This window comes from Streptomyces sp. LE64 (assembly GCF_052606915.1).
The window spans coordinates 5,472,900-5,495,788 of the sequence record NZ_CP199708.1; the positions used below are offsets into that span (position 1 = coordinate 5,472,900).

The window sequence follows — 22,889 nt, forward strand, 5'->3', positions numbered from 1 at the left end:
TCTACCTCGAACTCCTCATCCCGTGAAAGGAGTTGATGGGCCGTCATGAAGGTCACCTGACGGGCGGGCGCCTGCTGGGCACGGCAGGCGTCGACGTCACCCTCCCGCCGCCAGCGGCACCCCGCCGGTCATGCCCCGCGGCCGGCTCAGCCGAGCACCTCGACCTCGGCCAGGGTCACCGGCCCGTCGAACACCAGCCGGTAGCGGGGGTGCGTCGTCCCGGCCGCGGACCGGGGCACCGAGAAGGCCCTCAGCTGCCGGTCCCAGCGGAACTCCTCGCCGGCCCGGCGGTCCAGGGCCCGCCACCCGCCCTCCACCGCGCCTTCGAGGACCCAGCCGGTGGGCGCCCGGGTCCGGTCCGCCGAGGTCAGGGTGTACTGCACCGGCCGGCCGTCCCGGCCGGCCGCCACCTCCACCGAGGTGACCTCCGCCGAGGTGGCGGACGTGTCGTCCACCAGCGGTCCGTCTCCCGTGAGCAGGTCCGTGCGGGGCGCGGGCGGCCGGTCGTCCCCCGTGACGGACGAGGGGGCGGCCCCCTCCCCGGTGCCCCAGGAGGACGGCTCCGGGCCCATCGTGAACTCCACCTCCCCGCCCCCGGCCAGCAGCGCGTGCGGCAGTGCCGTGGAGTGCCAGGGCCGGCCGTTCACGGTCAGGCCCTGCACGTACACGTTCCGGGCGTTGTTGGCCGGCGCCCGCACCACCAGCGTGCGGCCGTTGTCCATGCGCACGGTTGCCCGGGTGAACAGCGGCGAGCCCACCGCGTACTCACCGCTGCCCGGGGCCAGCGGGTAGAACCCCAGGGCGGAGAACAGGTACCAGGCCGACTGCTCGCCGTTGTCCTCGTCCCCGTGGTAGCCCTGCCCGATCGACGACCCCGTGTAGAGCCGGGCCAGCACCTCGCGCACCGTCCGCTGGGTCTTCCACGGCTGCCCGGCCGCGTCGTACAGGTACGCCATGTGGTGCGCGACCTGGTTGGAGTGCCCGTACTGGCCCATCCGCACGTCCCGCGCCTCGGTCATCTCGTGGATGACCCGGCCGTAGGAGCCGGGGAAGCGGGCCGTCTCCGGCTCCGTGAAGTAGGCGTCCAGCCTGGCGGCGAGCGCCTTCCGGCCGCCGTGCAGGTTGGCCAGCCCCCGGGTGTCGTGCGGCACGGAGAAGGCGTACCCCCAGCCGTTGGTCTCCGTGTAGTCGTGGCCCCACACCCGCGGGTCGTACCGTTCCGGCGGGAGCCGCCAGCCGCCCTGCTCGTCCCGGCCCTGGAAGAAGCCGGTCCGGGCGTCGAAGAGGTGGACGTAGCCGCGGGCGCGGTCGAGGAAGTAGGCGGCCTCCTCCCGGTAGCGCTCCCTCCCGGTGCGCCGGTGCAGGTCCTCGGCCATCCGTGCGATCCCGTGGTCGTTGAGGTACCCCTCCATCGCCCAGGACAGGCCCTCCCGGGTCGCGGTGCTGGTGTAGCCGAGGAACGGGGAGGTGGCCAGGCCCTTGCGGCCGACGCCCGGCGCGGTCGGCACCACGGTGGCGTTCTTCAGCGCGGCCTCGTACGCCCGTTCCGCGTCGAACCGCACCCCCTTGAGGTGGGCGTCCGCGAAGGCCACGTCCGAGGAGGTGCCCGTCATCAGGTCCGCGTACCCCGGCGCGGACCAGCGCGAGGTCCACCCCCCGTCCCGGTACTGCTGCACGAACCCCTCGACCAACTCCCCGGCGTGGCGCGGGGTGAGGAAGGCGTAGGCGGGCCAGGCGGTCCGGTAGGTGTCCCAGAAGCCGTTGTTGACGTAGGGCTTTCCGGCCAGCACCCGGGCGCCGGTGCGGGTCGGGGTGTCGGGTCCGGCCCGGGGGGAGAAGGGGGAGGCGTAGGCGTGCGCGTCGCCGACCTCCTCGAAGCCCGCGTTGGGGTAGAGGTACAGCCGGTACAGGTGGGAGTACAGGGTGGTCAGTTGCTCCGGACTCGCCCCCTCCACCGCCACCCGCCCCAGCAGGGCGTCCCACCGGCGCTGTGCGGCCTCCCGCACGCTCTCGAAGGAGGCGCCCGCCGGGATCTCCCGGCGCAGGTTCTCCCGGGCCTGGTCCACCGAGATCAGCGAGGTCGCCAGGCGGAGCGTGACGGTGCGCTCCGGGCCCGCGTCGAGGCGCACGTATCCCGCGACCTCGCCGCCGGTGTCGCTCGCCAGCGGCCCGGCCGCGCGCACCGGCCGGTCGAACACCCCGTACACGAACATCCGGGTCGCCCCGGTCGAGGACCCCGAACGCACGTCGGAGTAGCCGGTGACGGTGGACCGTTCGGCGTCCAGGGTGAGGCCGCCGCGGTCCGTGACGTTGTCGAACAGCACGCTGGCGTCGTCGCCCGGGTAGGTGAAGCGCATCATCGCCGCGCGGTCGGTCGGGGTCATCTCGGCCCGCAGCCCGTTCTCGAAGGTGACCGCGTAGTGGTGCGGGCGGGCCGTCTCGTTGCGGTGCCGGAAGGCCAGGGCCCGGGCCGTCCGGCCCGCGTCCGGGGTGCCCGCCGCGGTCGAGGGCATCAGCTGGAAGGTCTGCCGGTCGCCGATCCAGGGGGACGGCTCGTGGCTCGCCGCGAACGCCTGGAGCCGCGGCAGGTTGGCCGCGTCGTTGCGCCGTGAGTACTCGTACAGCCAGCTCAGCGAGGACGCGTCGGTGACCGGGGTCCAGAGGGTGAAGCCGTGCGGCACCGCGGTCGCCGGGAAGGTGTTGCCGCGGGAGTAGGCCCGACTGGACTGGGTCCCCCGCACGGTGGACACGTGCTCGGACGGTCGGGCGTCCGGTGGGACGGCGGCGGCGGGAGCCGTGCGCAGCACCAGGTCGTCCACCCAGCCCTCGAACGGCCCGGTGCCCCGCGGCGCTTCGTAGGCGAGGAGGATCCGGTCCACCGTCCGGCCGCGTGCCACCTCACCGATCCGGGCGACCACGTCGTTCCACTGGTTGACGTACAGCACCTTCGCCGCGCCCTGCCCCTGCGCGTCCAGCGGGAAGCCGTACCGGTCCCGCACCCCGGTCCGGCTGAGGTACGTCCCGTCGGTGAAGGCGAGGTCCACCGCGACGCCGGTGGCGCGGTAGTCGAGCGGGGTCCCGGGCATCGCGGGGAAGATCCGGTACGCGAGTTCGGTGTCGGGGCCGACCGGCACGTCCACGTCGAACACCCGCAGGGCGGCGCGGCCCCGGCCGTCGGCTCGGTGGTCGCCCGTGTAGCGCAGCGCGCGGACGCCGGTGAACCCGGCGTCCTGGCGGGCCGCGGGGGCGTGGGACGGCCCCGGGTGGATCTCCGCGGCCAGGGTGGCGCCGGAGGTCAACTGCCCTTCGTGCGCCGGCTCGTCCGGCGCGGGTTCCCCCGGCTCGAAGGAGGTGGCGAACGCGGTGGGCACGGCGTCCGGGGCCGCGGTCGCCGGCTCCGGTGCGGCACCGCCCGCGAGGACCAGCACCCACGCCAGGGCGGCGACGGCCAGGACGGTTCGACGAGGGCCAGGCCGGAGGGAATGCCGCATTCCCCGCTCCTCCCAAAGAGGCGGACAACGTTGTCCATTGCTGGATGCAAGGAACAGTACTGCGGCAAACGGCCCGTACCGGTGCGCGTGTTGTCCGTGGTGTGGCGGGGCGGAAGCGCTCGATCCCGGTGGGTGGGAGGGTATTTCATAAGGTCATCGGATGTGCGGAGGTGAATTCATCCCATGTCGGGCACATGGGTGATGGGTGTGCGTACCGCCTGGATATCCGGGAGGTCTCAACTCGGGAAAGACTGCCACTCAAACTCGCATTCGATCTTGCCCGGGTGTCCTCAAATGGACTATACCTGTGCGCGTCCGCAGCGGTTTCGAGCCGCGGACCGACCGGGGGGGACGGGGACGGCGGGGCAGTGGCGTCTGGGGGATGCCGGTTTCGCCTATTTCCACCGATCCCGTGGTTTTGTGTTCGACCCCAGCTTCATCACACCGCGGTGCCGGGGAGGGTCCGGTTCACCGCCTGAGTCCTGGAGAAGGCGAGGACTTGAGCATGGGATCTTCCGTCCAGAACGAGCAGATCGGTCTCGGCCGCCGCGATCTGATCAAGCGGTCCGCCGCACTCGGCGTGATCGCCGTCCCGACCATGAGTTTCCTCTCCGCGTGTGCGAGCGGTGACGGCGGGGGCGGTGACAGCAAGGTCGAGAAGGGCGAGAAGACGGCGGAGAACCCGCTGGCCGTCAACGAGACGGCGCAGCTGGAATTCGTCCTCTTCGATGGTGGTTTCGGCAAGGAGTACGCCGAGGACGCCAACAAGCTCTACGAGAAGAAGTACCCCAAGGCGCCGAAGGTCAAGTTCCTCCCGACGCAGAAGATCCAGTCCACGCTCCAGCCCCGGTTCAACCAGGGCAACCCGCCGGACCTCATCGACAACTCCGGCGCCGAGCAGATGGACATGGGCGTCCTCGCCGGCAAGAACCAGCTCCTCGACCTGACCCCGCTGCTGGACGCCCCCTCGATCGACGACCCGAACAAGAAGGTCCGCGACACCCTGCGCCCCGGCATCGTCGAGATGGGGCAGTTCGACGGCAAGGAGGTCTGGATCCTCTACTACACGTACACCGTGTACGGGGTCTGGTACTCGCAGAAGGCCCTGGACTCCCTGGAGGTCGAGTACCCGCAGACCTGGGACCAGATGCTGGAGGTCTGCAAGAAGGCCAAGAGCAAGGGCATCGCGCCCTGGACGTACGCGGGCAAGCACCCGTACTACCTGCCCTTCTCGCTCTACCCGATGATCGGCAAGCGCGGCGGCGCCGACGTCCTCGACGCGATCGACAACCTGGAGCCCAACGCCTGGAAGCACCCGGCGGTCAAGGAGTGCTTCGAGCTGTACTACGAGCTCTTCCGCAAGGGCTACATCCTCAAGGGCACGCCCGGCATGGACCACATCCAGTCGCAGACCGCCTGGACCCAGGGCAAGGCCCTCTTCATCCCGAACGGTTCCTGGGTGGAGAACGAGGCGGCGAAGACCATGCCGGCCGACTTCAACCTGACCGTCTCCGCCCCGACCGGCATCGACAGCTCCGACAAGCTGCCGTTCGGCACCATGTGGGCCTCCGGCGGCGAACCCTTCATCGTCCCCAAGCTGGCGAAGAACGCCGAGGGCGGCATGGAGTTGCTCCGCATCATGCTGAGCGAGGAGTCCTCCAGGAACTTCACCAGCAAGGTGAAGTCCCTGAGCGCGTTCAACGGCGGCACCGACGGCATCGACCTGAGCCCCGGTCTGAAGTCCGGCGTGGCGGCACTGGAACTGGCCGGCAAGAACGTCCTCAACCCGCGTCTCCAGGACTGGTACGTGCAGCTCCAGAAGGAGAAGATCGGCGGCGGCGGTCTCGGCGAGATGATGGCCGGACGGCTCACCCCGACCGAGGCGATCAAGAAGATCCAGGGCTTCGCCGACGAGGCGGCCAAGGACGACTCGATCAAGCACTACAAGCACCAGTAAGCCATGGGTCACCAGCGGCGGCACCCGCTACAAGATCGGGGTCGGTAGCAATGCAACACGGTAAGTACCGGTTCATCGTGGGATTCCTCGTGATCCCCATGACGTTGTACGCACTCTTCGTCATCTGGCCGTTCATCCAGTCCATCTACTACTCGTTCACGGACTGGACCGGTCTGAGTCCGGACTTCAAGATGGTCGGCTTCGACAACTACACCAGGATGTTCGACGACGATATCTTCTGGAAATCGTTGCAGCACAGTCTGTTGTTCGCGTTGTTGCTGCCGCTGGTGACGCTCAGCATGGCGCTGTTCTTCGCCTTTATGATCAATGTGGGCGGGCGGCGCCGAAAGGGCGGCCCGGTGGTCAGCGGTGTACGCGGGTCGGGTTTCTACAAGATCGTGTACTTCTTCCCGCAGGTCCTCTCCATCGCGATCGTGGCCCTGCTGTTCCAATTCGCCTACAACCCCGAGAGCGGCGCGATCAATTCCCTCCTCAGGGGCATCGGGTACGACCCGGAACAACCCGTCGTGTGGCTGGGCGATCCGGACCTCGCGCTGTGGTGCGTGATGGCGGTCCTCGTCTGGTCCACGGTCGGCTTCTTCGTGGTCCTCTTCTCCGCCGGCATGGCGTCGATTCCCTCGGAGCTGTACGAGGCGGCCCTGCTCGACGGGGCCAGTCGCTTCACCACCTTCTTCCGGGTCACCCTCCCCCTGCTGTGGGACACGGTCCAGTCCGGCTGGGTCTACATCGGCATCCTGGCGCTGGGCGCCGAGTCCTTCGCCGTCGTCCAGATCATGACGATCGGCCCCGGCGGGCCCGACTACTCCACCACCGTCATGGTGCTGTACGTGTACCAGAAGGCGTTCCGTGACGGTCAGGCCGCCTACGCAACCACCATCGGTGTCGCCCTGCTCGTCGTGACGCTGGCCTTCGCCGCCATCGTGATGAAGCTGGGCCGGCGCGAGCGGCTGGAGTTCTGATGAAGACCACCGAGACCCCCACCACCGCCGTCCCCGCGCCCCGGTCCGGCCGGCCGAGCGCACCGCGCCCCGCTCCGCGGGAGAAGACCGAGGGACAGGTCCTCAACGTCTTCTCGCACGGCATCCTGATCGTCTGGGCGATCCTGGTCGTCATGCCGCTCCTGTGGGCGGTCATGACCTCCTTCAAGGACGACAAGTCCATCTTCAACTCGCCCTGGTCGCTTCCGGACAAGCTGCACTGGGAGAACTGGTCGCGGGCCTGGACCGAGGCCAACATGGCCGATTACTTCCTCAACACCATCCTCGTGGTGGGCGGGTCGTTGATCGGCACTCTGGTCCTCGGCTCGATGACGGCCTACGTCCTGGCGCGCTTCGAGTTCCCGGGCAACCGCTTCCTGTACTACCTGTTCGTCGGCGGCATGAGCTTCCCCGTGATGCTCGCCCTGGTGCCCCTGTTCTACGTCGTGAACAACATGGGGCTGCTGAACACCGTCCACGGCCTGATCCTGGTGTACATCGCCTATTCGCTGCCGTTCACGGTGTTCTTCCTGACCGCGTTCTTCCGCACCCTGCCGGGTTCGGTCGCGGAGGCCGCGTTCGTCGACGGCGCCTCGCACACCAGGACGTTCTTCCAGATCATGCTGCCGATGGCCAAGCCCGGTCTGATCAGCGTCGGCATCTTCAACTTCCTGGGGCAGTGGAACCAGTACATGCTGCCCACGGTGCTCAACACCGAGCCCGACAAGCGGGTGCTCACCCAGGGCCTGGTGCAACTCGCGGTCAGCCAGGGGTACAAGGGCGACTGGTCCGGCCTCTTCGCCGGCCTGGTGATGGCGATGCTGCCGGTGCTCGCCGCCTACGTCGTCTTCCAGCGGCAGGTGGTCGCCGGACTCACCGCGGGCGCGCTCAAGTAGCACCCGTCCGCCGTCCGCACGGGCGGGGGGCCCGGGGTTCTCCCCGGGCCCCCCGCCCGTTCCGGCGTCCGGCTACGGGGCGGCCGAACCCGCCGGGCCGCAGGTCGCGAGCTGCGCCTCCCAGGCGAGCCGGGCGGCCAGCGTGCGGTTGGGGGTGCCCAAGCGGTCCAGGATGGTCTGCACGTGGTCCTTGACCGTCGCGGTGCCCACGGCGAGGGCGTCGGCGATCTCGGGGTTGGTCAGACCCTCGCTCATCAGCGTCAGCACCTCCTGCTGTCGGGGCGTCAGCTTCTCGCGGACCTCCTGGAGCGCGCGGTTGCCGTGCTCCCGGGCCCCGCCGCGCAGGTACCCGGTGACGACCGTCCGGGCCAACTGCGCGGGCAGCGACCAGCCGCCGGCGGCGACGGTGCGCACGGCGTGCGCGAGCGTGGCGGCCCCGCCGTCGCGGTCGGCGATGCCGAGCGCCCCGGCCTCCAGCAGCCCGTGCAGCGAGATCCGCTCCTGCGCGGGGATCAGCAGCAGGACGGGCGGCGTGCCCATCCGGCGCAGCCGCCCCAGTGCACCGAGCAACTGTTCGTGCCCGCGCACCGTGCCCAGCAGGACGACCTGCGGGCGGGCGTGGCGCAATTGCGCCGCCGCCTCATGGAGCTTTCCCGAGACGGCGACCTGGATGTCCGTTTCCTTGTTTAAAACGGCTTCGATGCCTGCTCGGTACACTTCGCTGTCGTCAAACAGCCCGATGTCGATCACGGCCCCCCCGGGTCTCATGAGCGCATGTGCCCTACGTAAGAATGTGGTCACGTATACGTCTACACCACTGGTGGGCCGTTACGCCCCATCCGATGGGGGGTAACTCCGCCCGTCGTCCCTCCGAACGGCGGATGACGTGGGGCGTGTTTGCGCCACACCCCCCGTCCGGCCCCGTCGCACGGCCCCGGCCCCCGCCTCCGGTCGGCCTCGTCCCGGGGGGCCGGCGGCCGCGGTCGGCCACGACGGACTTGACCCGGCCCGCCCGGTCGACGGAGCTTTGGTGTGCACCACCTGCACCCACGACGGGCCCAGGGGGCGATCCGAACCGGGCGGACCTTCCGCCCGTCGCACCGAAGGGAGGGCCCGTGGCACAGACTCCGGGATCGCAGTCCTCGCTGCACCGGGCCAACCGCGAGCGCGTGATACGGGCCGTGCGCAGGGCCGGCTCGCTCACCCAGGCGGAGATCGCCCGCACCACCGGACTGTCGGCGGCGACCGTCTCCAACATCGTCCGCGAACTCAGGGAACGGGGCACCGTCCAGGTGACCCCCACCTCCGCGGGCGGTCGGCGGGCCCGTAGCGTCTCGCTCAGCGGCGACGCCGGCATCGTCGTCGGCATCGGGATCGGCCGCACCCGGCTCCGGGTCGCCCTCGGCAACCAGGCCCACCAGGTGCTCGACGAGGAGAGCGAGCCGCTGCCCCCGGCCGGCTCCGCCGCCCGCGCCCTGGACCGGGCGCGGGACCTGGTCGACCGGCTCCTGGAACGCACCGGGGTGGACCGCGCCAAGGTCGGCGGGGCGGGACTGGGGGTGCCCGCCCCCGTGGAGAGCGCCCCCGGCGCCCGGGGGAGCGCCGCCCCGCCCGGCTCGGCCGGGGCGCGGACCGCGGAGGAACTGGGCGAACGCCTCGGACTCCCGGTCCGCCTCGACAACGACGCCAACCTCGGCGCCCTCGGCGAGCTCGTCTGGGGCGGCGGACGCGGGGTGCGCGACCTCGCCTACGTCAAGGTCGCCGACGGGGTGGGCGCCGGCCTGGTGATCGACGGCCGGCTCCACCGCGGGCCGGGCGGCACCGCCGGGGAGCTGGGTCACCTCACCCTCGACGAGTCCGGACCGGTCTGCCGCTGCGGCAACCGCGGCTGCCTGGAGACCTTCACCGCCGACCGCTACGTCCTCCCGCTGCTGCACGCCAGCCACGGGGGCGACCTCACCATGGCGGAGGTGGTGCGCCTGGCCCGGGCCGGCGACCCGGGCTGCCGTCGGGTGGTCACGGACGTCGGACGGTACGTCGGTCGCGGCGTCGCCGGCCTGTGCAACCTGCTCAACCCCAGCCGGATCGTCCTCGGCGGCGATCTCGCCGAGGCCGGGGAACTGCTGGTCGGCCCGGTGCGGGAGGCCGTGGAACGGTACGCCCTGCCGTGCGTCGCCGCCCAGCTCACCGTGGTCCCCAGCGCCCTCGGCGACCGGGCCGAAGTGCTCGGCGCCCTAGCCCTCGCCCTCGACGCCCTGGGCGACGCGACCCTCGCGGACGCGTCCGTTCCGGTGAACCGCTAGCCCCGCGCCGCGGGCACCGGGCGCGCACCCGGCACCCCGGTCCACCCCGCCGGTTTACTGCTCACGTCACACCGACCGGGGGACGCGGGGCGGCCCCGTGCCCGGACCGGCGGTCCCGGAGGTGCCCTCGTGAGCGTGCCTACCCGCCGCACCGCGGTGGCCCTCGCCGTCACGGCCCTGGCCGGCCCGCTCGCCGGCTGCGGCGAGGCCCGGCAGGTCGCCGCCCGGGCCCAGCGCCGGCCCGCCCGCGGCGACGCCCTGCGGATCGGCCTGCTGCTGCCCGAGAACCAGACGGCCCGGTACGAGCGCTTCGACCGCCCCCTCATCGAGCGCCGCGTCGCCGACCTCACCGGGGGCCGGGCCCGGGTCGTCTACGCCAACGCGAAGCAGGACGCGGCGCTCCAGAACCAGCAGATCGAGACCATGCTCACCCACCGGGTGCACGTGCTGGTCCTCGACGCCGTCGACGCCCGGGCGGTCGCCGGCGCGGTCCGCCGGGCCAAGGACGCCGGAGTCCCCGTCCTCGCCTACGACCGGCTCGCCGAGGGGCCCGTCGCCGCCTACACCTCCTTCGACAACGAGGAGGTGGGCCGGGTGCAGGGCGAGGCCCTGCTGCGGGCCCTCGGCGACCGGGCCCGCACCGGTCGGATCGTCATGCTGAACGGCTCCGTCACCGACCCCAACGCCGCCGTCTACAAGCGCGGCGCCCACCGCGCCCTCGACGGCAGGGTCAGCATCGGCCGCGAGTTCGACGTCCAGGAGTGGAAGCCGGAGCACGCCCACTCCCACATGCGCAGCGCGCTCACCGCCCTCGGCAAGGACCGCGTCGTCGGCGTCTACTGCGCCAACGACGGCATGGCCGGCGGCGTCGTCCAGGCGCTCAAGGGCGCCGGGGTGTCCCCGCTGCCCCCGGTCACCGGCCAGGACGCCGAACTCGCCGCGGTCCAGCGCATCGTGGCCGGCGAGCAGTACATGAGCGTCTACAAGCCCTACGCCCGCGCGGCCCGGGCCGCCGCCGACCTGGCGGTCGCGCTGGCCCGGGGCGAGCCGGTCACCGCACCGGCCGCCGTCGACAGCGCCACCGCGCGCGGGGTGCCCGCCGTCCTGGTCCCCGTCGTCGCCCTCACCCGCGACCGCCTCGCGGACACCGTCCTGAAGGACGGCCTCCACTCCCGCGACGAGGTCTGCACCGCCCGGTACGCGGCCGCCTGCGACCGGCTCGACCTGCCCGGCTGACCCGGCCGCGGCGAAGGAGGTGGTTCCCGTGTCCCCTGCGCCGGTGCTGGCGCTGCGCGCGGTCGGCAAGCGGTTCGGCGCCCTGCGGGCCCTGGTCGACGTCGACCTGGAGGTGCACGCCGGCGAAGTGGTCGCCCTGGTCGGCGACAACGGCGCCGGGAAGTCCACCCTGGTCAAGGTGATCGCCGGGGTCCACCGGGTGGACGGCGGCACCCTCCTGTGGGACGGCCGACCGGTCCGTCCCGGCGGCCCGCACGAGACCCGCGAGCTGGGCATCGCCACCGTCTACCAGGACCTCGCGCTCTGCGACAACCTCGATGTCGTCGGCAACCTGTTCCTCGGTCGGGAGCCGCGCCGGCGCGGGGCCCGCCCGGTGCTCGACGAGGTGGGCATGGAACGCGCGGCCCGGGACCTGCTGGCCTCGCTCTCCGTCCGGCTGCCGAACCTGCGGTCACCGGTCGCCGCCCTCTCCGGCGGTCAGCGCCAGACCGTCGCCATCGCCCGGGCCCTGCTCGGCGAGCCCCGCCTGGTCCTGCTGGACGAACCCACCGCCGCGCTCGGCGTGGAACAGACCGCCCAGGTCCTCGACCTGATCGAGCGGCTCCGCGCCCGGGGACTCGCGGTCGTGCTGGTCAGCCACGACATGGCCGGGGTGCGGGCGGTCGCCGACCGGGTGGTGGTGCTCCGCCTCGGCCGCACCAACGGCGTCTTCCCCGCCACCGCTCCCCAGGAGGAGATCATCGCCGCGCTCACCGGTGCCACCGACAACGCCGTCACCCGGCGTGCCGCCCGCGACCGCGGGGCGGTGCGATGAGCGCCGAAGCCCCCGAGCCCGGCCCCGTCGTCCCGGGCACCGGCCTCGCCGAACGCCCCGCCCCACCGGCCGGCCCCGCGGACCCGCTCCCGCCGGAGCCGGCGCGCGGGCCCGCCGGGTGGCTCGCCGCGCTGCGCGGGCGGCTGGGCTCCGGGGAACTCGGCTCGCTGCCCGTGGTCGTCGGCCTGCTCCTCATCGCCGCCGTCTTCCAGTCCCTGAACCCCGCGTTCCTGTCCGCCGAGAACCTCTCCCACATCGCCGTCGACATCGCCGGCCCCGGGCTGATCGCCGTCGGAGTGGTCTTCGTGCTGCTGCTGGGCGAGATCGACCTGTCGGTCGGTTCGGTCAGCGGGCTCGCCGGCGCCGCCTTCGCCGTCCTGAACGTCACCCACGGGGTGCCCGAGGCCCCGGCGCTGGTCCTGGCCGTCCTCACCGGCACCGCCGCCGGCCTGGTCCACGGCTTCTTCTTCGCCAGGATCGGGGTGCCCGCGTTCGTGGTCACCATGGCCGGGCTGCTGGCCTGGAACGGCCTGATGCTCCAACTGCTCGGCACCAGCGGCACGATCAACCTGGACGACACCGGCCCCCTCGCCCAGCTCACCCGGTACCACTTCACGGACGTCGCCGCCGCCTACGGCCTGGCCGCCGTCGTCGCCGCCGGATACCTCCTGGTGTCCCTGCTCGGGCTGCGGGCCCGCCGGGCCGCGGGACTGCCGCACGGTTCGCCCGCCGCCGCGGCGGCGCGCACGGCCGTCCTCGCGGTGGTCGGCTACGCCGTGGCCCATGTGCTCAACCAGTACCTGGGACTGCCGTTGGCACTGGTGATCCTGCTCGGTGTGGTGGTTCTCACGGACCTGCTCCTGCGGCGGACCGTCTTCGGCCGCCGGGTCCTCGCCCTCGGCGGCAGCGTGGAGGCGGCCCGCCGGGCCGGTGTCGACGTCGCCGGGGTCCGGATCGCGGTGTTCGCCGTCGCGGGCACCCTGGCCGCCCTGGGCGGGCTGCTGATCGCCTCCGAGATCGCCGCGGCGAACCAGGGCGCCGGCTCCGGCGACCTGCTGATGACCTGCATCGCCGCCGCCGTGATCGGTGGCACCAGTCTGTTCGGCGGCCGGGGCCGCACCTGGTCCGCCCTGCTCGGGGTACTGGTGATCGTCTCGATCCAGAAGGGCCTCCAGTTGGAGTCCCTCGCCGAACCCGTCAAGTACATGATCACCGGCGGGGTGCTCCTCGCGGCCGTGGTGATCGACTCGGCCTCCCGCCGCACCCGCCGCGCGGCCGGCAGAGGATAGCCGATCGGCCGCCGCGGACGGGGGTCTCCCGGCGAACCGGGAGGCCCTTCGGTGGTCATCCGGCGCAAGAACATTAGACTCGACGGACCCGGCGAATAGGTCGAAGAGCTCTCAAGCAAGGAGGCACGGGTGCCGCTGCTGACCCGCATCACGGGACCGCGCGATCTGGACCGGCTCAGCCCGCAGGAGCTGACTGAGCTGGCCGGAGAGATCCGGACCTTCCTGGTGGACGCCGTGTCGAAGACCGGCGGCCACCTCGGCCCCAACCTCGGCGTGGTCGAACTGACCATCGCCCTGCACCGCGTCTTCGACTCCCCGAAGGACCGCGTCCTGTTCGACACCGGCCACCAGAGCTACGTGCACAAGCTCCTCACCGGCCGGCACGACTTCTCCGGGCTCCGCACCAAGGGCGGCCTGTCCGGCTACCCCTCCCGTGCCGAGTCCGAGCACGACGTCATCGAGAACAGCCACGCCTCCACCGTGCTCGGCTGGGCGGACGGCCTCGCCAAGGCCAACCAGGTGCTGGGCAAGGACGACCACACCGTGGCCGTCATCGGGGACGGCGCCCTCACCGGAGGGATGGCCTGGGAGGCGCTGAACAACATCGCCGCGGCCAAGGACCGTCCGCTGGTCATCGTGGTGAACGACAACGAGCGCTCCTACGACCCCACCATCGGCGGCCTCGCCGACCACCTGGCGACCCTGCGCACCACGGACGGCTACGAGCGCTTCCTCGCCCGCGGCAAGGAACTCCTGGAGCGCACCCCGGTCGTCGGCCGCCCGCTGTACGGCACCCTGCACGGCGCCAAGAAGGGCCTCAAGGACTTCATCGCCCCGCAGGGCATGTTCGAGGACCTGGGCCTGAAGTACCTCGGTCCCATCGACGGCCACGACATCGAGGCCCTGGAGTCCGCGCTGTCCCGCGCGAAACGGTTCGCCGGCCCCGTGATCGTGCACTGCCTCACCGAGAAGGGCCGCGGCTACCAGCCCGCCGAGCAGGACGAGGCCGACCGCTTCCACGGCATCGGCCCCATCCACCCCGACACCGGGCTGCCCATCGCCGAGGGCGGCATGGACTGGACGTCCGTCTTCGGCGAGGAGATGGTCAAGCTCGGCCACGAACGCCCCGACATCGTCGCCATCACCGCCGCGATGCTCCAGCCGGTCGGTCTGAAGGGCTTCGCGGACGCCTTCCCCGACCGGGTGTACGACGTCGGCATCGCCGAGCAGCACGCCGCGGTCTCCGCCGCCGGCCTCGCCACCGGCGGGCTGCACCCCGTCTTCGCGGTGTACGCGACCTTCCTCAACCGGGCCTTCGACCAGCTCCTGATGGACGTCGCCCTCCACAAGTGCGGCGTCACCTTCGTCCTCGACCGGGCCGGCGTCACCGGCTCGGACGGCGCCTCCCACAACGGGATGTGGGACATGTCGATCCTCCAGTGCGTCCCGGACGTGCGGATCGCCGCGCCCCGCGACGCCGACCAGGTCCGGCTCCAGCTCCGCGAGGCCGTCGAGGTGACCGACGCCCCGACCGTGGTCCGCTACTCCAAGGGCGCCGTCGGCCCGGCCGTCCCCGCCCTGCGCACCGTCGGCGGCATGGACGTGCTGCGCGAGCCTGGCAGCGACCGCCCGGACGTGCTGCTGGTCTCGGTGGGCGCGCTCGCCCCGATGTGCCTGGAGATCGCCGGCCTCCTCGACAAGCAGGGGATCTCCACCACCGTGGTCGACCCCCGCTGGGTCAAGCCCGTCGACGGGGCCATGGCCCCGCTCGCAGCCCGGCACCGGGTGGTCGTCACGGTGGAGGACAACTCGCGCGCCGGCGGCGTCGGCTCGGCCGTCGCCCAGCACCTGCGGGACGCGGGCGTCGACCTCCCGCTGCGCGACTTCGGCATCCCGCCGCGCTTCCTCGACCACGCCTCCCGCAAGGAGGTGATGGCCGAGATCGGGCTGACCGCGCCGGACATCGCCCGTCAGGTCACCGGCCTCGTCGCGCGGCTCGACGGCCGCTACGACGAGAACCCGGCCGCGCCCGTCGCGGAGCCCGCCCGCGACTGAGCACCGCGGGGTCCCGTCCCGGAGCGGCACCGCTCCGGGACGGGACCCGTCGCACCCGGCGGGCACCCGCACGGGTGATCGCCCGCGCGCCGCGGCCACCGCACCGACCGCCTCTCGATACATGTCGGAGACGACACAGATCGAGAGGCACGCCGATGCGCAGCACCCTCTTCCGGACCAAGGACGTCGAACAGTCCATCCGTGACACCGAGGCGCCGGAGCACGCACTGCGGAAGTCGCTCTCCGCCCTGGACCTCACCGTGTTCGGCGTCGGCGTGGTCATCGGCACCGGCATCTTCGTCCTCACCGGGAAGATCGCCAAGGAGACCGCGGGCCCCGCGGTGGCGCTCAGCTTCGTGGTCGCGGGCGCCGTCTGCGCCCTGGCCGCGCTGTGCTACGCCGAGTTCGCGTCCACCCTCCCGGTCGCCGGATCGGCGTACACCTTCTCCTACGCGTCGCTGGGGGAGTTCCCGGCCTGGATCATCGGCTGGGACCTGATCCTGGAACTGGCGCTGGGGTGCGCCGTGGTCGCGGTCGGCTGGTCCGGGTACATCCGCTCGCTCCTGGACACCGCGGGCCTGCACCTGCCGCGCGGGCTGTCCGGCACCCACGAGGGGGCGTTCGGCTTCGACCTGCTGGCCTGCCTCCTGGTCCTGGTGCTCACCGGGGTCCTGGTCGCCGGCATCAAGCTGTCGTCCCGGGTCACCAACGCGATCGTCGCCGTGAAGGTCTCCGTCGTCCTGCTGGTCATCGTGGTCGGCGCCTTCTTCGTCACCGGAGCCAACTACGACCCCTTCGTCCCGCCCGCCGAGCCGACGACGGGAAGCTCCGACCTCACCGCACCGCTGGTCCAGCTGATCTTCGGCTACACCCCGTCGAACTTCGGCGTGCTGGGCATCTTCACCGCCGCGGCCGTGGTCTTCTTCGCCTTCATCGGCTTCGACATCGTCGCCACCGCGGCCGAGGAGACCCGCAACCCCCAACGGGACCTGCCCCGCGGCGTCCTGGGCTCCCTGGTGATCTGCACCCTGCTGTACGTCGCCGTGTCGGTGGTGGTCACCGGGATGCAGAAGTACACCGACCTCACCGTGGACGCGCCCCTCGCCGACGCCTTCAAGGCAGTCGGACACCCCTTCTGGGCGGGGCTGATCAGCTTCGGCGCGGCGGTCGGCCTGACCTCGGTCTGCATGATCCTGCTGCTGGGCCAGACCCGGGTCTTCTTCGCGATGAGCCGGGACGGCCTGCTCCCGCGGACCTTCTCCCGGGTGCACCCCCGGTTCGGCACCCCGTACCGCTCCACGGTGCTGCTCGGCGGGGTGGTGGCGGTCGTCGCGGGGTTCACCTCCATCGACGAGCTCGCCGAACTCGTCAACATCGGCACGCTGTTCGCCTTCGTCGTGGTCGCCGCGGGCGTCGTGCTCCTCCGCCGTCAACGACCCGACCTGCACCGGGCGTTCCGCACCCCGCTGGTGCCCTACCTCCCCGCCCTGTCGGTCCTGGCCTCCCTGTGGTTGATGCTCAACCTGCCCGCGGAGACCTGGCTCAGGTTCGGCCTGTGGATGGTCGTCGGCACCGTCCTCTACTTCCTCTACGGTCGCCGGCACAGCCGCCTCGGCCAGGAACCGACCGGCCGGTCCTAAGCGGTGCCGCCCTTCCGGTTCCCCCGGCCGAACTGACCCGCCACCAACAGGACGGGCAGGGCGAGGTACAGCTTCACGTTCCCCCCCTCGGCGGAGCCGGGTCCACCCCGACCCCGGTGCGATCATGGCAGCCCGCTCCCGGCGCGTCCAACGTCCCGGGAGGAGGTGGCCGAACACGTGACCGGAAGGAGTGCCACGCACATGACGAGGCTGGTGATCGTCGACGGTGCGAACGTCGTCGGCTCGGTGCCGGACGGCTGGTGGAAGGACCGGCGGGGCGCCGCCGAGCGGCTGCGCGACCGGCTGGCCGCCCTCGCCGACGAGGGCACCCCGGCGCTGCCCGGGCCCTGGGACGTGGTGCTGGTGGTGGAGGGCGCCGCCCGCGGGACCGTTGCCGTCCCCGGGGTCCGGGTCGAGGAGGCTCCGGGCAGCGGTGACGACCGGATCGTGGAGTTGGCCGCCGCGGCGGCGGGGGAGTGCACGGTGGTGACCGCCGACCGGGCGCTCCGGGAACGGGTGGCCGCCGAGGGGGCCGGCACGGTCGGCCCGCGCACCGTGTACGGCTGAGCCGGGTGGTGCGGCGCCCGCCGCACCACCCGCCCGGGGGCGTCAGACCGGGACGCTCGCCAGGCCCGGGGCCAGGAAGCGGCGGCCGTTGACCCGCTCGCTGATGCCCTCGCGGTCCAGGTAGGGAGTGATGCCGCCCAGGTGGAAGGGCCAGCCCGCGCCGGTGATCAGGCACAGGTCGACGTCCTGCGCCTCGGCGACGACGCCCTCGTCCAGCAGCAGCCCGATCTCCTCGGCGACCGCGTCGAGCACCCGGGCCCGGGCCTGCTCCTCGGTGAGCACCGTGTCGCCCTGCACCAGCAGCGCCGCCACCTCGGGGTCCAGTTCCGGGCGGCCGGAGTCGTACGCGTAGAAGCCCCGCTTGCCGGCCCGCACCACCGCGGCCAGGTTGGGGGAGACCCGGAAGCGGTCCGGGAACGCCCGGTGGAGCGTCTCGGAGACGTGCAGCCCGATCGCCGGTCCCACCAGTTCCAGCAGCACCAGCGGCGACATCGGCAGGCCCAGCGGCTGCACGGCCCGCTCCGCCACCTCGACCGGGGTGCCCTCGTCGATGACGTTCTGCACCTCGCCCATGAAGCGGGTCAGGATGCGGTTCACCACGAACGCCGGCGCGTCCTTCACCAGCACCGCGGTCTTCTTCAGCTGCTTGGCCACCGCGAAGGCGGTCGCCAGTGCGGCGTCGTCGGTCCGCTCGCCGCGCACGACCTCCAGCAGCGGCAGCACCGCGACCGGGTTGAAGAAGTGGAAGCCGACGACCCGCTCCGGGTGCTTCAGCTCGGCGGCCATCTCGGTGACCGACAGCGAAGAGGTGTTCGTCGCCAGGATCGCGTGCGCCGGGACCACCGCCTCCACCTCGGCGAACACCCGCTGCTTGACCTCGATCTCCTCGAACACCGCCTCGATCACGAAGTCCGTGTCGGCGAAGCCCTCCGCCTTGTCGAGGACCCCGGTGACCAGGCCCTTCAGCCGGTTCGCCCGGTCCTGGTCGATCCGCCCCTTCCCCAACAGCTTCTCGATCTCGGCGTGCACGTAGCCCACGCCCTTGTCGACCCGCTCCTGGTCGACGTCGGTGAGCACCACCGGCACTTCGAGCCGGCGCACGAACAGCAGCGCGAGCTGCGAGGCCATCAGCCCCGCCCCCACCACACCGACCTTGGTGACCGGCCGGGCGAGGCCCTTGTCCGGGGCGCCCACCGGCCGCTTGGCACGCCGCTGCACCAGGTCGAAGGCGTAGAGCCCGGCCCGCAGCTCCCCGCCCATGACCAGGTCGGCGAGTGCGGTGTCCTCGGCGTCGAACACGGCCTGGAGGTCCCCGGACCGGGCGGCGGCGATCAGGTCCAGTGCCCGGTAGGCGGCCGGGGCGGCGCCGTGCACCTTGGCGTCGGCGAGGGCCCGGCCCCGGGCCACGGCCCGGTCCCACGCCTCGCCGCGGTCCACCTCGGCCCGCTGCACGGTCCGTTCGCCGCGGAGCACCTCGGCGGTCCAGACGAGCGACCGCTCCAGGAAGTCGGCGCCGTCGAACAGCGCGTCGGCGATGCCCAGCTCGAAGACCTGGGCGCCCTTCAACTGCCGGTTCTGGTTGAGCGCGTTCTCGATGATCACCGTCACCGCGCGGTCCGCGCCGACCAGGTTCGGCAGCAGGGCGCAGCCGCCCCAACCGGGGACCAGCCCGAGGAACACCTCGGGCAGCGAGAAGGCGGGCACCGCCCGGGAGACGGTCCGGTAGGTGCAGTGCAGCCCGACCTCGACGCCGCCGCCCATCGCCGCGCCGTTGTAGTACGCGAACGTCGGCACGCCCAGGTCGGCGAGCCGCTTGAACACCTCGTGGCCGCCCGTGCCGACGGCGAGCGCGTCCTGGTGCCGCCCCAGCAGCCCGACGCCCTTCAGATCGGCGCCGACCGCGAAGACGAACGGCTTGCCGGTGAGGCCGGCGCCGACGATCGTGCCGGCCGCGGCCTCCTCCTGCACCCGGTCGAGGGCGGCGTCCAGGTTCGCCAGGGACCGCGGGCCGAAGGTGGTCGGCTTGGTGTGGTCGAGGCCGTTGTCCAGGGTGATCAGCGCGAACCGTCCGGCACCCTTCGGCAGCTCCAGATGGCGTACGTGCGCCTCGGTGACGACCTCGCCGGGGTACAACTCGGCGGCGCTCGCCAGGAGTTCGGCAGTGGTGCTCACTTGGTGCCTCCGTCGAAGTGGGGGTTCTCCCAGATGACCGTGGCGCCCATGCCGAGGCCGACGCACATGGTGGTGATGCCGTAGCGCACTTCGGGCCGCTCCTCGAAGCGGCGCGCCAGCTGGGTCATCAGGCGCACCCCGGAGGAGGCCAGCGGGTGGCCGTAGGCGATGGCGCCGCCGTACGGGTTGACCCGGGGGTCGTCGTCGGCGATGCCGTAGTGGTCGAGGAAGGCGAGCACCTGCACGGCGAACGCCTCGTTGATCTCGAACAGCCCGATGTCGGAGATCGACAGTCCGGCCTTGGCGAGGGCCTTGTGGGTCGCGGGCACCGGCCCGTACCCCATCAACTCGGGCTCCACGCCCGCGAACGCGTACGACACCAGCCGCATCCGCACCGGCAGCCCCTGCTCCCGGGCGAATTCCTCGGCGGCGATCAGCGAGGCGGTCGCCCCGTCGTTCAGCCCGGCGGCGTTGCCGGCGGTGACCCGGCCGTGCGGCCGGAACGGGGTCCGGAGCCCGGCGAGCATCTCCAGGGTGGTGCCCGGGCGCATCGGCTCGTCCTGCGTCGCGAGCCCCCAGCCGGTCTCCCCGGCGGCGGGGTCGGTGCGGCGGACCGAGATCGGCACCAGGTCCTGCTGGACGGTGCCGTCGGCGTACGCCTTGGCCGCCTTCTCCTGGGACCGCACCGCGTACGCGTCGGCCCGCTCCCGGGTGAGGTGCGGGAAGCGGTCGTGCAGGTTCTCCGCGGTCATGCCCATGAACAGGGCGGACTCGTCCACCAGCTTCTCGCTGACGAACCGCGGGTGCAGGTCGGCGCCCTCGCCCATGGGATGGCGGCCCATGTGCTCCACGCCGCCGGCGACGACGACGTCGTAGGCCCCGAAGGCGATGGACCCGGCGGTCGTGGTGACGGCGGTCAGCGCGCCCGCGCACATCCGGTCGATCGAGTACCCGGGCACGGTCCGGGGCAGCCCGGCGAGGATGCCCGCGGTGCGCCCCAGGGTCAGCCCCTGGTCGCCGATCTGGGTGGTGGCGGCGATCGCCACCTCGTCGATCCGTGCCGGGTCCAGGCCGGGGTTGCGGCGCAGCAGTTCCCGGATCGACTTCACCACGAGGTCGTCGGCCCGGGTCTCGTGGTAGATGCCCTTCGGGCCCGCCTTGCCGAACGGGGTGCGGACGCCGTCGACGAAGACGACGTCCCTGACGGTACGAGGCACGGTGGCTCTCCTCCAGACGCGAACGGGCACGACGCGGCCCACCCCGCCGAAGGCACCGGTGCACCGCGGTACCACTCATGCTACTTGCGAGTAACCAGCCTGCCCAGTCCCCTACGCCCACTCGGGTGCGGCTCCGCCCCGGAACGCGACGGAGGGGGGAGCCCGCCCGGGCTCCCCCCTCCGTGTCCGTCACTCCTCGGCGGCCGTGTGCAGCGCCGTCACCAGCAGCGGCGTCACCTGTTCGACCTGCCAGGCGCGGGCCCCGTGGGCGGTCAGCGCCGCGCCCACCGACTCCGCGGTCACCACCGCAGGCGGCTCCCAGCACACCCGCCGCACCGTGTCGGGTGCGATCAGGTTCTCCGCGGGCATGGCCAGCTCCTCGGCGAGCCGGGACACCGCGGCCCGCGCCGCGGAGAGCCGGGCCGCCGCCACGGGGTCCTTGTCGGCCCAGGCCCGGGGCGGCGGCGGGCCCGTCACCGTCTGCCCGGGCTGCGGCAGCTCCGCCTCGGGCAGTGCCCGGGCGCGGTCGATGGCCTCCTGCCACTGCTCCAGCCGGCCCCGTCCGGTCCGCCCGCCGAAGCCGGGCAGCGCGCCCAGCGCCCGGGCGTTCGCGGGCAGCGCCAGCGCGGCCTCCACGATGGCGGCGTCACCCAGCACCTTGCCGGGCGAGACGTCCCGGCGGCGCGCGATCCGGTCCCGGGTCTCCCACAGCTCCCGGACCACGGCCATCTGCCGGCGGCGCCGGATCTTGTGCATCCCGGAGGTCCGGCGCCACGGGTCCTTGCGCGGGGGCGGGGGCGGCGCGGCGGCGATCGCCGCGAACTCCTGCCGGGCCCAGTCGAGCTTGCCCTGCCGCTCCAGCTCCTTCTCCAGGGCGTCCCGCAGGTCGACCAGGAGTTCCACGTCGAGCGCCGCGTACCGCAGCCAGGGATCGGGCAGCGGGCGGGTGGACCAGTCGACGGCCGAGTGCCCCTTCTCCAGCACGTACCCGAGGACGTTCTCGACCATCGCTCCGAGCCCCACCCGGGGGAAGCCGGCGAGCCGTCCGGCCAGCTCGGTGTCGAACAGCGAGGTCGGCAGCATGCCTATCTCGCGCAGACAGGGCAGGTCCTGGGTCGCCGCGTGCAGCACCCACTCGGTGTCTTCGAGGGCCCGTCCGAGCGAGGAGAGGTCGGGGCAGGCGACGGGGTCGATCAGTGCCGTTCCGGCGCCCTGGCGGCGCAGCTGGACGAGGTAGGCGCGCTGTCCGTAGCGGTAGCCGGAGGCGCGTTCGGCGTCCACCGCCACGGGGCCGCTGCCCCCGGCGAAGGCGGACACCACCTCGGCCAGGGCGTCCGCGTCGGCGACGACCGGGGGGATGCCCTCGCGGGGCTCCAGCAGGGCGACCGGGTCGCGCTCCGGAGTGACGCCGGTGACGTCGTCGTCCGGAGGGGCGCCCCCGGTGGTTCGCAGTGAGATGGCTGCTGCGGTCTCTTGGGCGTCTGTCACCTGTCAAGGGTACTTGCGAAAACACCGCGTCCGCCGACGGAACGTTCCGTCGACGGACGCGGGGGTGAGGGGTTCCGGTCAGTGGATGATGCCGGTGCGCAGGGCCACGGCCACCATGCCGGCGCGGTCGCCGGTGCCCAGTTTGCGGGCGATGCGGGCGAGGTGGCTCTTCACGGTGAGCGCGGAGAGCCCCATCGACACGCCGATGGCCTTGTTGGACTGGCCCTCGGCCACCAGGCGCAGGACCTCGACCTCGCGCCCGGACAGTTCCCGGTACCCGCCGGGGTGGCTGGGGGCGCCCGGGGGGCGGCGGTGCATCCGGGCGGCTCCGATGGGGGCGGCCCCCGGCCGGGTGGGTAGCCCGAGGTTGGTGCGGGTGCCGGTGACGACGTAGCCCTTCACTCCGCCGGCGAGGGCGTTGCGGACGGCGCCGATGTCGTCGGCGGCCGAGAGGGCGAGGCCGTTGGGCCACCCCGCGGCCCGGGTTTCGGACAGCAGCGTCAGTCCGCTGCCGTCGGGGAGGTGGACGTCGGCGACGCAGATGTCGCGGGGGTTGCCGACGCGCGGGCGGGCTTCCGCGATGGACGAGGCCTCGATGACGTCGCGCACCCCGAGGGCCCACAGGTGGCGAGTGACGGTGGAGCGGACCCGCGGGTCCGCCACGACCACCATGGCGGTCGGCTTGTTCGGGCGATAGGCGACCAGGCTTGCGGGCTGCTCAAGGAGAACGGACACGGGGCCCTCCTGGGGTGGCGGGACGGGCCGG

At 72.5% G+C, this 22,889-nt stretch carries 16 protein-coding genes; 10 read left to right on the top strand and 6 right to left on the bottom strand.

Features of this window, described 5'->3' with window-relative positions:
- Window positions 1-146: 146 nt before the first annotated feature.
- Window positions 147-3,491: a GH92 family glycosyl hydrolase gene (locus tag ACSMX9_RS24445; RefSeq protein ID WP_445396986.1), complete on the bottom strand. Its 3,345-nt coding sequence runs from the start codon at window positions 3,489-3,491 to the stop codon at window positions 147-149.
- A gap of 505 nt (window positions 3,492-3,996) precedes the next feature.
- On the opposite strand from ACSMX9_RS24445, the gene ngcE reads away from it, so the two are divergent.
- From ngcE to ACSMX9_RS24460, 3 genes are read left to right on the top strand one after another with little or no spacing between them, the layout of a single operon-like run.
- Complete coding sequence (gene ngcE / locus ACSMX9_RS24450) at window positions 3,997-5,448, top strand: N-acetylglucosamine/diacetylchitobiose ABC transporter substrate-binding protein (RefSeq protein WP_445396988.1); 1,452 nt, start codon at window positions 3,997-3,999, stop codon at window positions 5,446-5,448.
- A gap of 50 nt (window positions 5,449-5,498) precedes the next feature.
- Entirely contained in the window at window positions 5,499-6,428 is a 930-nt protein-coding gene (locus ACSMX9_RS24455; RefSeq protein ID WP_351239617.1) for a carbohydrate ABC transporter permease, read from the top strand.
- Window positions 6,428-7,342 carry a carbohydrate ABC transporter permease gene (locus tag ACSMX9_RS24460; RefSeq protein WP_445396990.1) on the top strand — a complete coding sequence of 305 codons (915 nt, stop codon included), beginning with the start codon at window positions 6,428-6,430 and terminating at the stop codon, window positions 7,340-7,342. The genes ACSMX9_RS24455 and ACSMX9_RS24460 overlap by 1 nt, the downstream gene beginning before the upstream one ends.
- Before the next feature lie 72 nt (window positions 7,343-7,414).
- Here the strand turns inward: ACSMX9_RS24460 and ACSMX9_RS24465 are convergent, their stop codons facing one another.
- Window positions 7,415-8,059, bottom strand: coding sequence for a response regulator transcription factor (locus ACSMX9_RS24465; protein ID WP_445396992.1), 645 nt, complete (start codon window positions 8,057-8,059; stop codon window positions 7,415-7,417).
- Window positions 8,060-8,457: 398 nt separating this feature from the next.
- On the opposite strand from ACSMX9_RS24465, the gene ACSMX9_RS24470 reads away from it, so the two are divergent.
- From ACSMX9_RS24470 to ACSMX9_RS24500, 7 genes are all read left to right on the top strand, one after another.
- Window positions 8,458-9,645 carry an ROK family transcriptional regulator gene (locus ACSMX9_RS24470; RefSeq protein WP_445396994.1) on the top strand — a complete coding sequence of 396 codons (1,188 nt, stop codon included), beginning with the start codon at window positions 8,458-8,460 and terminating at the stop codon, window positions 9,643-9,645.
- A gap of 129 nt (window positions 9,646-9,774) precedes the next feature.
- On the top strand, window positions 9,775-10,881 hold the full coding sequence (locus ACSMX9_RS24475) for a substrate-binding domain-containing protein (protein ID WP_445396996.1): 1,107 nt from the start codon (window positions 9,775-9,777) through the stop codon (window positions 10,879-10,881).
- A 19-nt stretch (window positions 10,882-10,900) separates the two neighbouring features.
- Complete coding sequence (locus tag ACSMX9_RS24480; protein WP_445396998.1) at window positions 10,901-11,695, top strand: ATP-binding cassette domain-containing protein; 795 nt, start codon at window positions 10,901-10,903, stop codon at window positions 11,693-11,695.
- Window positions 11,692-12,984: a sugar ABC transporter permease gene (locus ACSMX9_RS24485; protein WP_445396999.1), complete on the top strand. Its 1,293-nt coding sequence runs from the start codon at window positions 11,692-11,694 to the stop codon at window positions 12,982-12,984. Before ACSMX9_RS24480 ends, ACSMX9_RS24485 begins: the two co-directional genes overlap by 4 nt.
- A gap of 129 nt (window positions 12,985-13,113) precedes the next feature.
- Window positions 13,114-15,039 carry a 1-deoxy-D-xylulose-5-phosphate synthase gene (gene dxs / locus ACSMX9_RS24490; protein WP_351239603.1) on the top strand — a complete coding sequence of 642 codons (1,926 nt, stop codon included), beginning with the start codon at window positions 13,114-13,116 and terminating at the stop codon, window positions 15,037-15,039.
- 155 nt (window positions 15,040-15,194) lie between these two features.
- Window positions 15,195-16,679 carry an amino acid permease gene (locus ACSMX9_RS24495; RefSeq protein ID WP_445397001.1) on the top strand — a complete coding sequence of 495 codons (1,485 nt, stop codon included), beginning with the start codon at window positions 15,195-15,197 and terminating at the stop codon, window positions 16,677-16,679.
- Between the two features lie 201 nt (window positions 16,680-16,880).
- Window positions 16,881-17,246 (top strand): NTP pyrophosphohydrolase, encoded by a 366-nt coding sequence (locus tag ACSMX9_RS24500; protein WP_445397003.1) that lies wholly within the window; start codon window positions 16,881-16,883, stop codon window positions 17,244-17,246.
- 42 nt (window positions 17,247-17,288) lie between these two features.
- Here ACSMX9_RS24500 and ACSMX9_RS24505 read toward each other — a convergent pair whose 3' ends face one another.
- The 4 genes from ACSMX9_RS24505 to ACSMX9_RS24520 form a co-directional block, all read right to left on the bottom strand.
- Complete coding sequence (locus ACSMX9_RS24505; protein ID WP_445397005.1) at window positions 17,289-19,418, bottom strand: 3-hydroxyacyl-CoA dehydrogenase NAD-binding domain-containing protein; 2,130 nt, start codon at window positions 19,416-19,418, stop codon at window positions 17,289-17,291.
- Complete coding sequence (locus ACSMX9_RS24510; protein WP_445397007.1) at window positions 19,415-20,635, bottom strand: thiolase family protein; 1,221 nt, start codon at window positions 20,633-20,635, stop codon at window positions 19,415-19,417. The genes ACSMX9_RS24505 and ACSMX9_RS24510 overlap by 4 nt, the downstream gene beginning before the upstream one ends.
- Window positions 20,636-20,824: 189 nt before the next feature.
- Window positions 20,825-22,123: an HRDC domain-containing protein gene (locus ACSMX9_RS24515; RefSeq protein WP_445397009.1), complete on the bottom strand. Its 1,299-nt coding sequence runs from the start codon at window positions 22,121-22,123 to the stop codon at window positions 20,825-20,827.
- 78 nt (window positions 22,124-22,201) lie between these two features.
- Window positions 22,202-22,858 carry a response regulator transcription factor gene (locus tag ACSMX9_RS24520; RefSeq protein WP_366113165.1) on the bottom strand — a complete coding sequence of 219 codons (657 nt, stop codon included), beginning with the start codon at window positions 22,856-22,858 and terminating at the stop codon, window positions 22,202-22,204.
- Window positions 22,859-22,889 lie beyond the last annotated feature (31 nt).

Excerpts from the sequence above, each read along its gene's own strand:
- ACSMX9_RS24460 (WP_445396990.1), top strand. The coding sequence starts at position 6,428 with ATGAAGACCACCGAGACCCCCACCACCGCCGTCCCCGCGCCCCGGTCC.
- ACSMX9_RS24445 (WP_445396986.1), bottom strand. The coding sequence starts at position 3,491 with ATGCGGCATTCCCTCCGGCCTGGCCCTCGTCGAACCGTCCTGGCCGTC.
- ACSMX9_RS24485 (WP_445396999.1), top strand. The coding sequence starts at position 11,692 with ATGAGCGCCGAAGCCCCCGAGCCCGGCCCCGTCGTCCCGGGCACCGGC.
- ACSMX9_RS24455 (WP_351239617.1), top strand. The coding sequence starts at position 5,499 with ATGCAACACGGTAAGTACCGGTTCATCGTGGGATTCCTCGTGATCCCC.
- ngcE (WP_445396988.1), top strand. The coding sequence starts at position 3,997 with ATGGGATCTTCCGTCCAGAACGAGCAGATCGGTCTCGGCCGCCGCGAT.
- ACSMX9_RS24495 (WP_445397001.1), top strand. The coding sequence starts at position 15,195 with ATGCGCAGCACCCTCTTCCGGACCAAGGACGTCGAACAGTCCATCCGT.
- ACSMX9_RS24500 (WP_445397003.1), top strand. The coding sequence starts at position 16,881 with ATGACGAGGCTGGTGATCGTCGACGGTGCGAACGTCGTCGGCTCGGTG.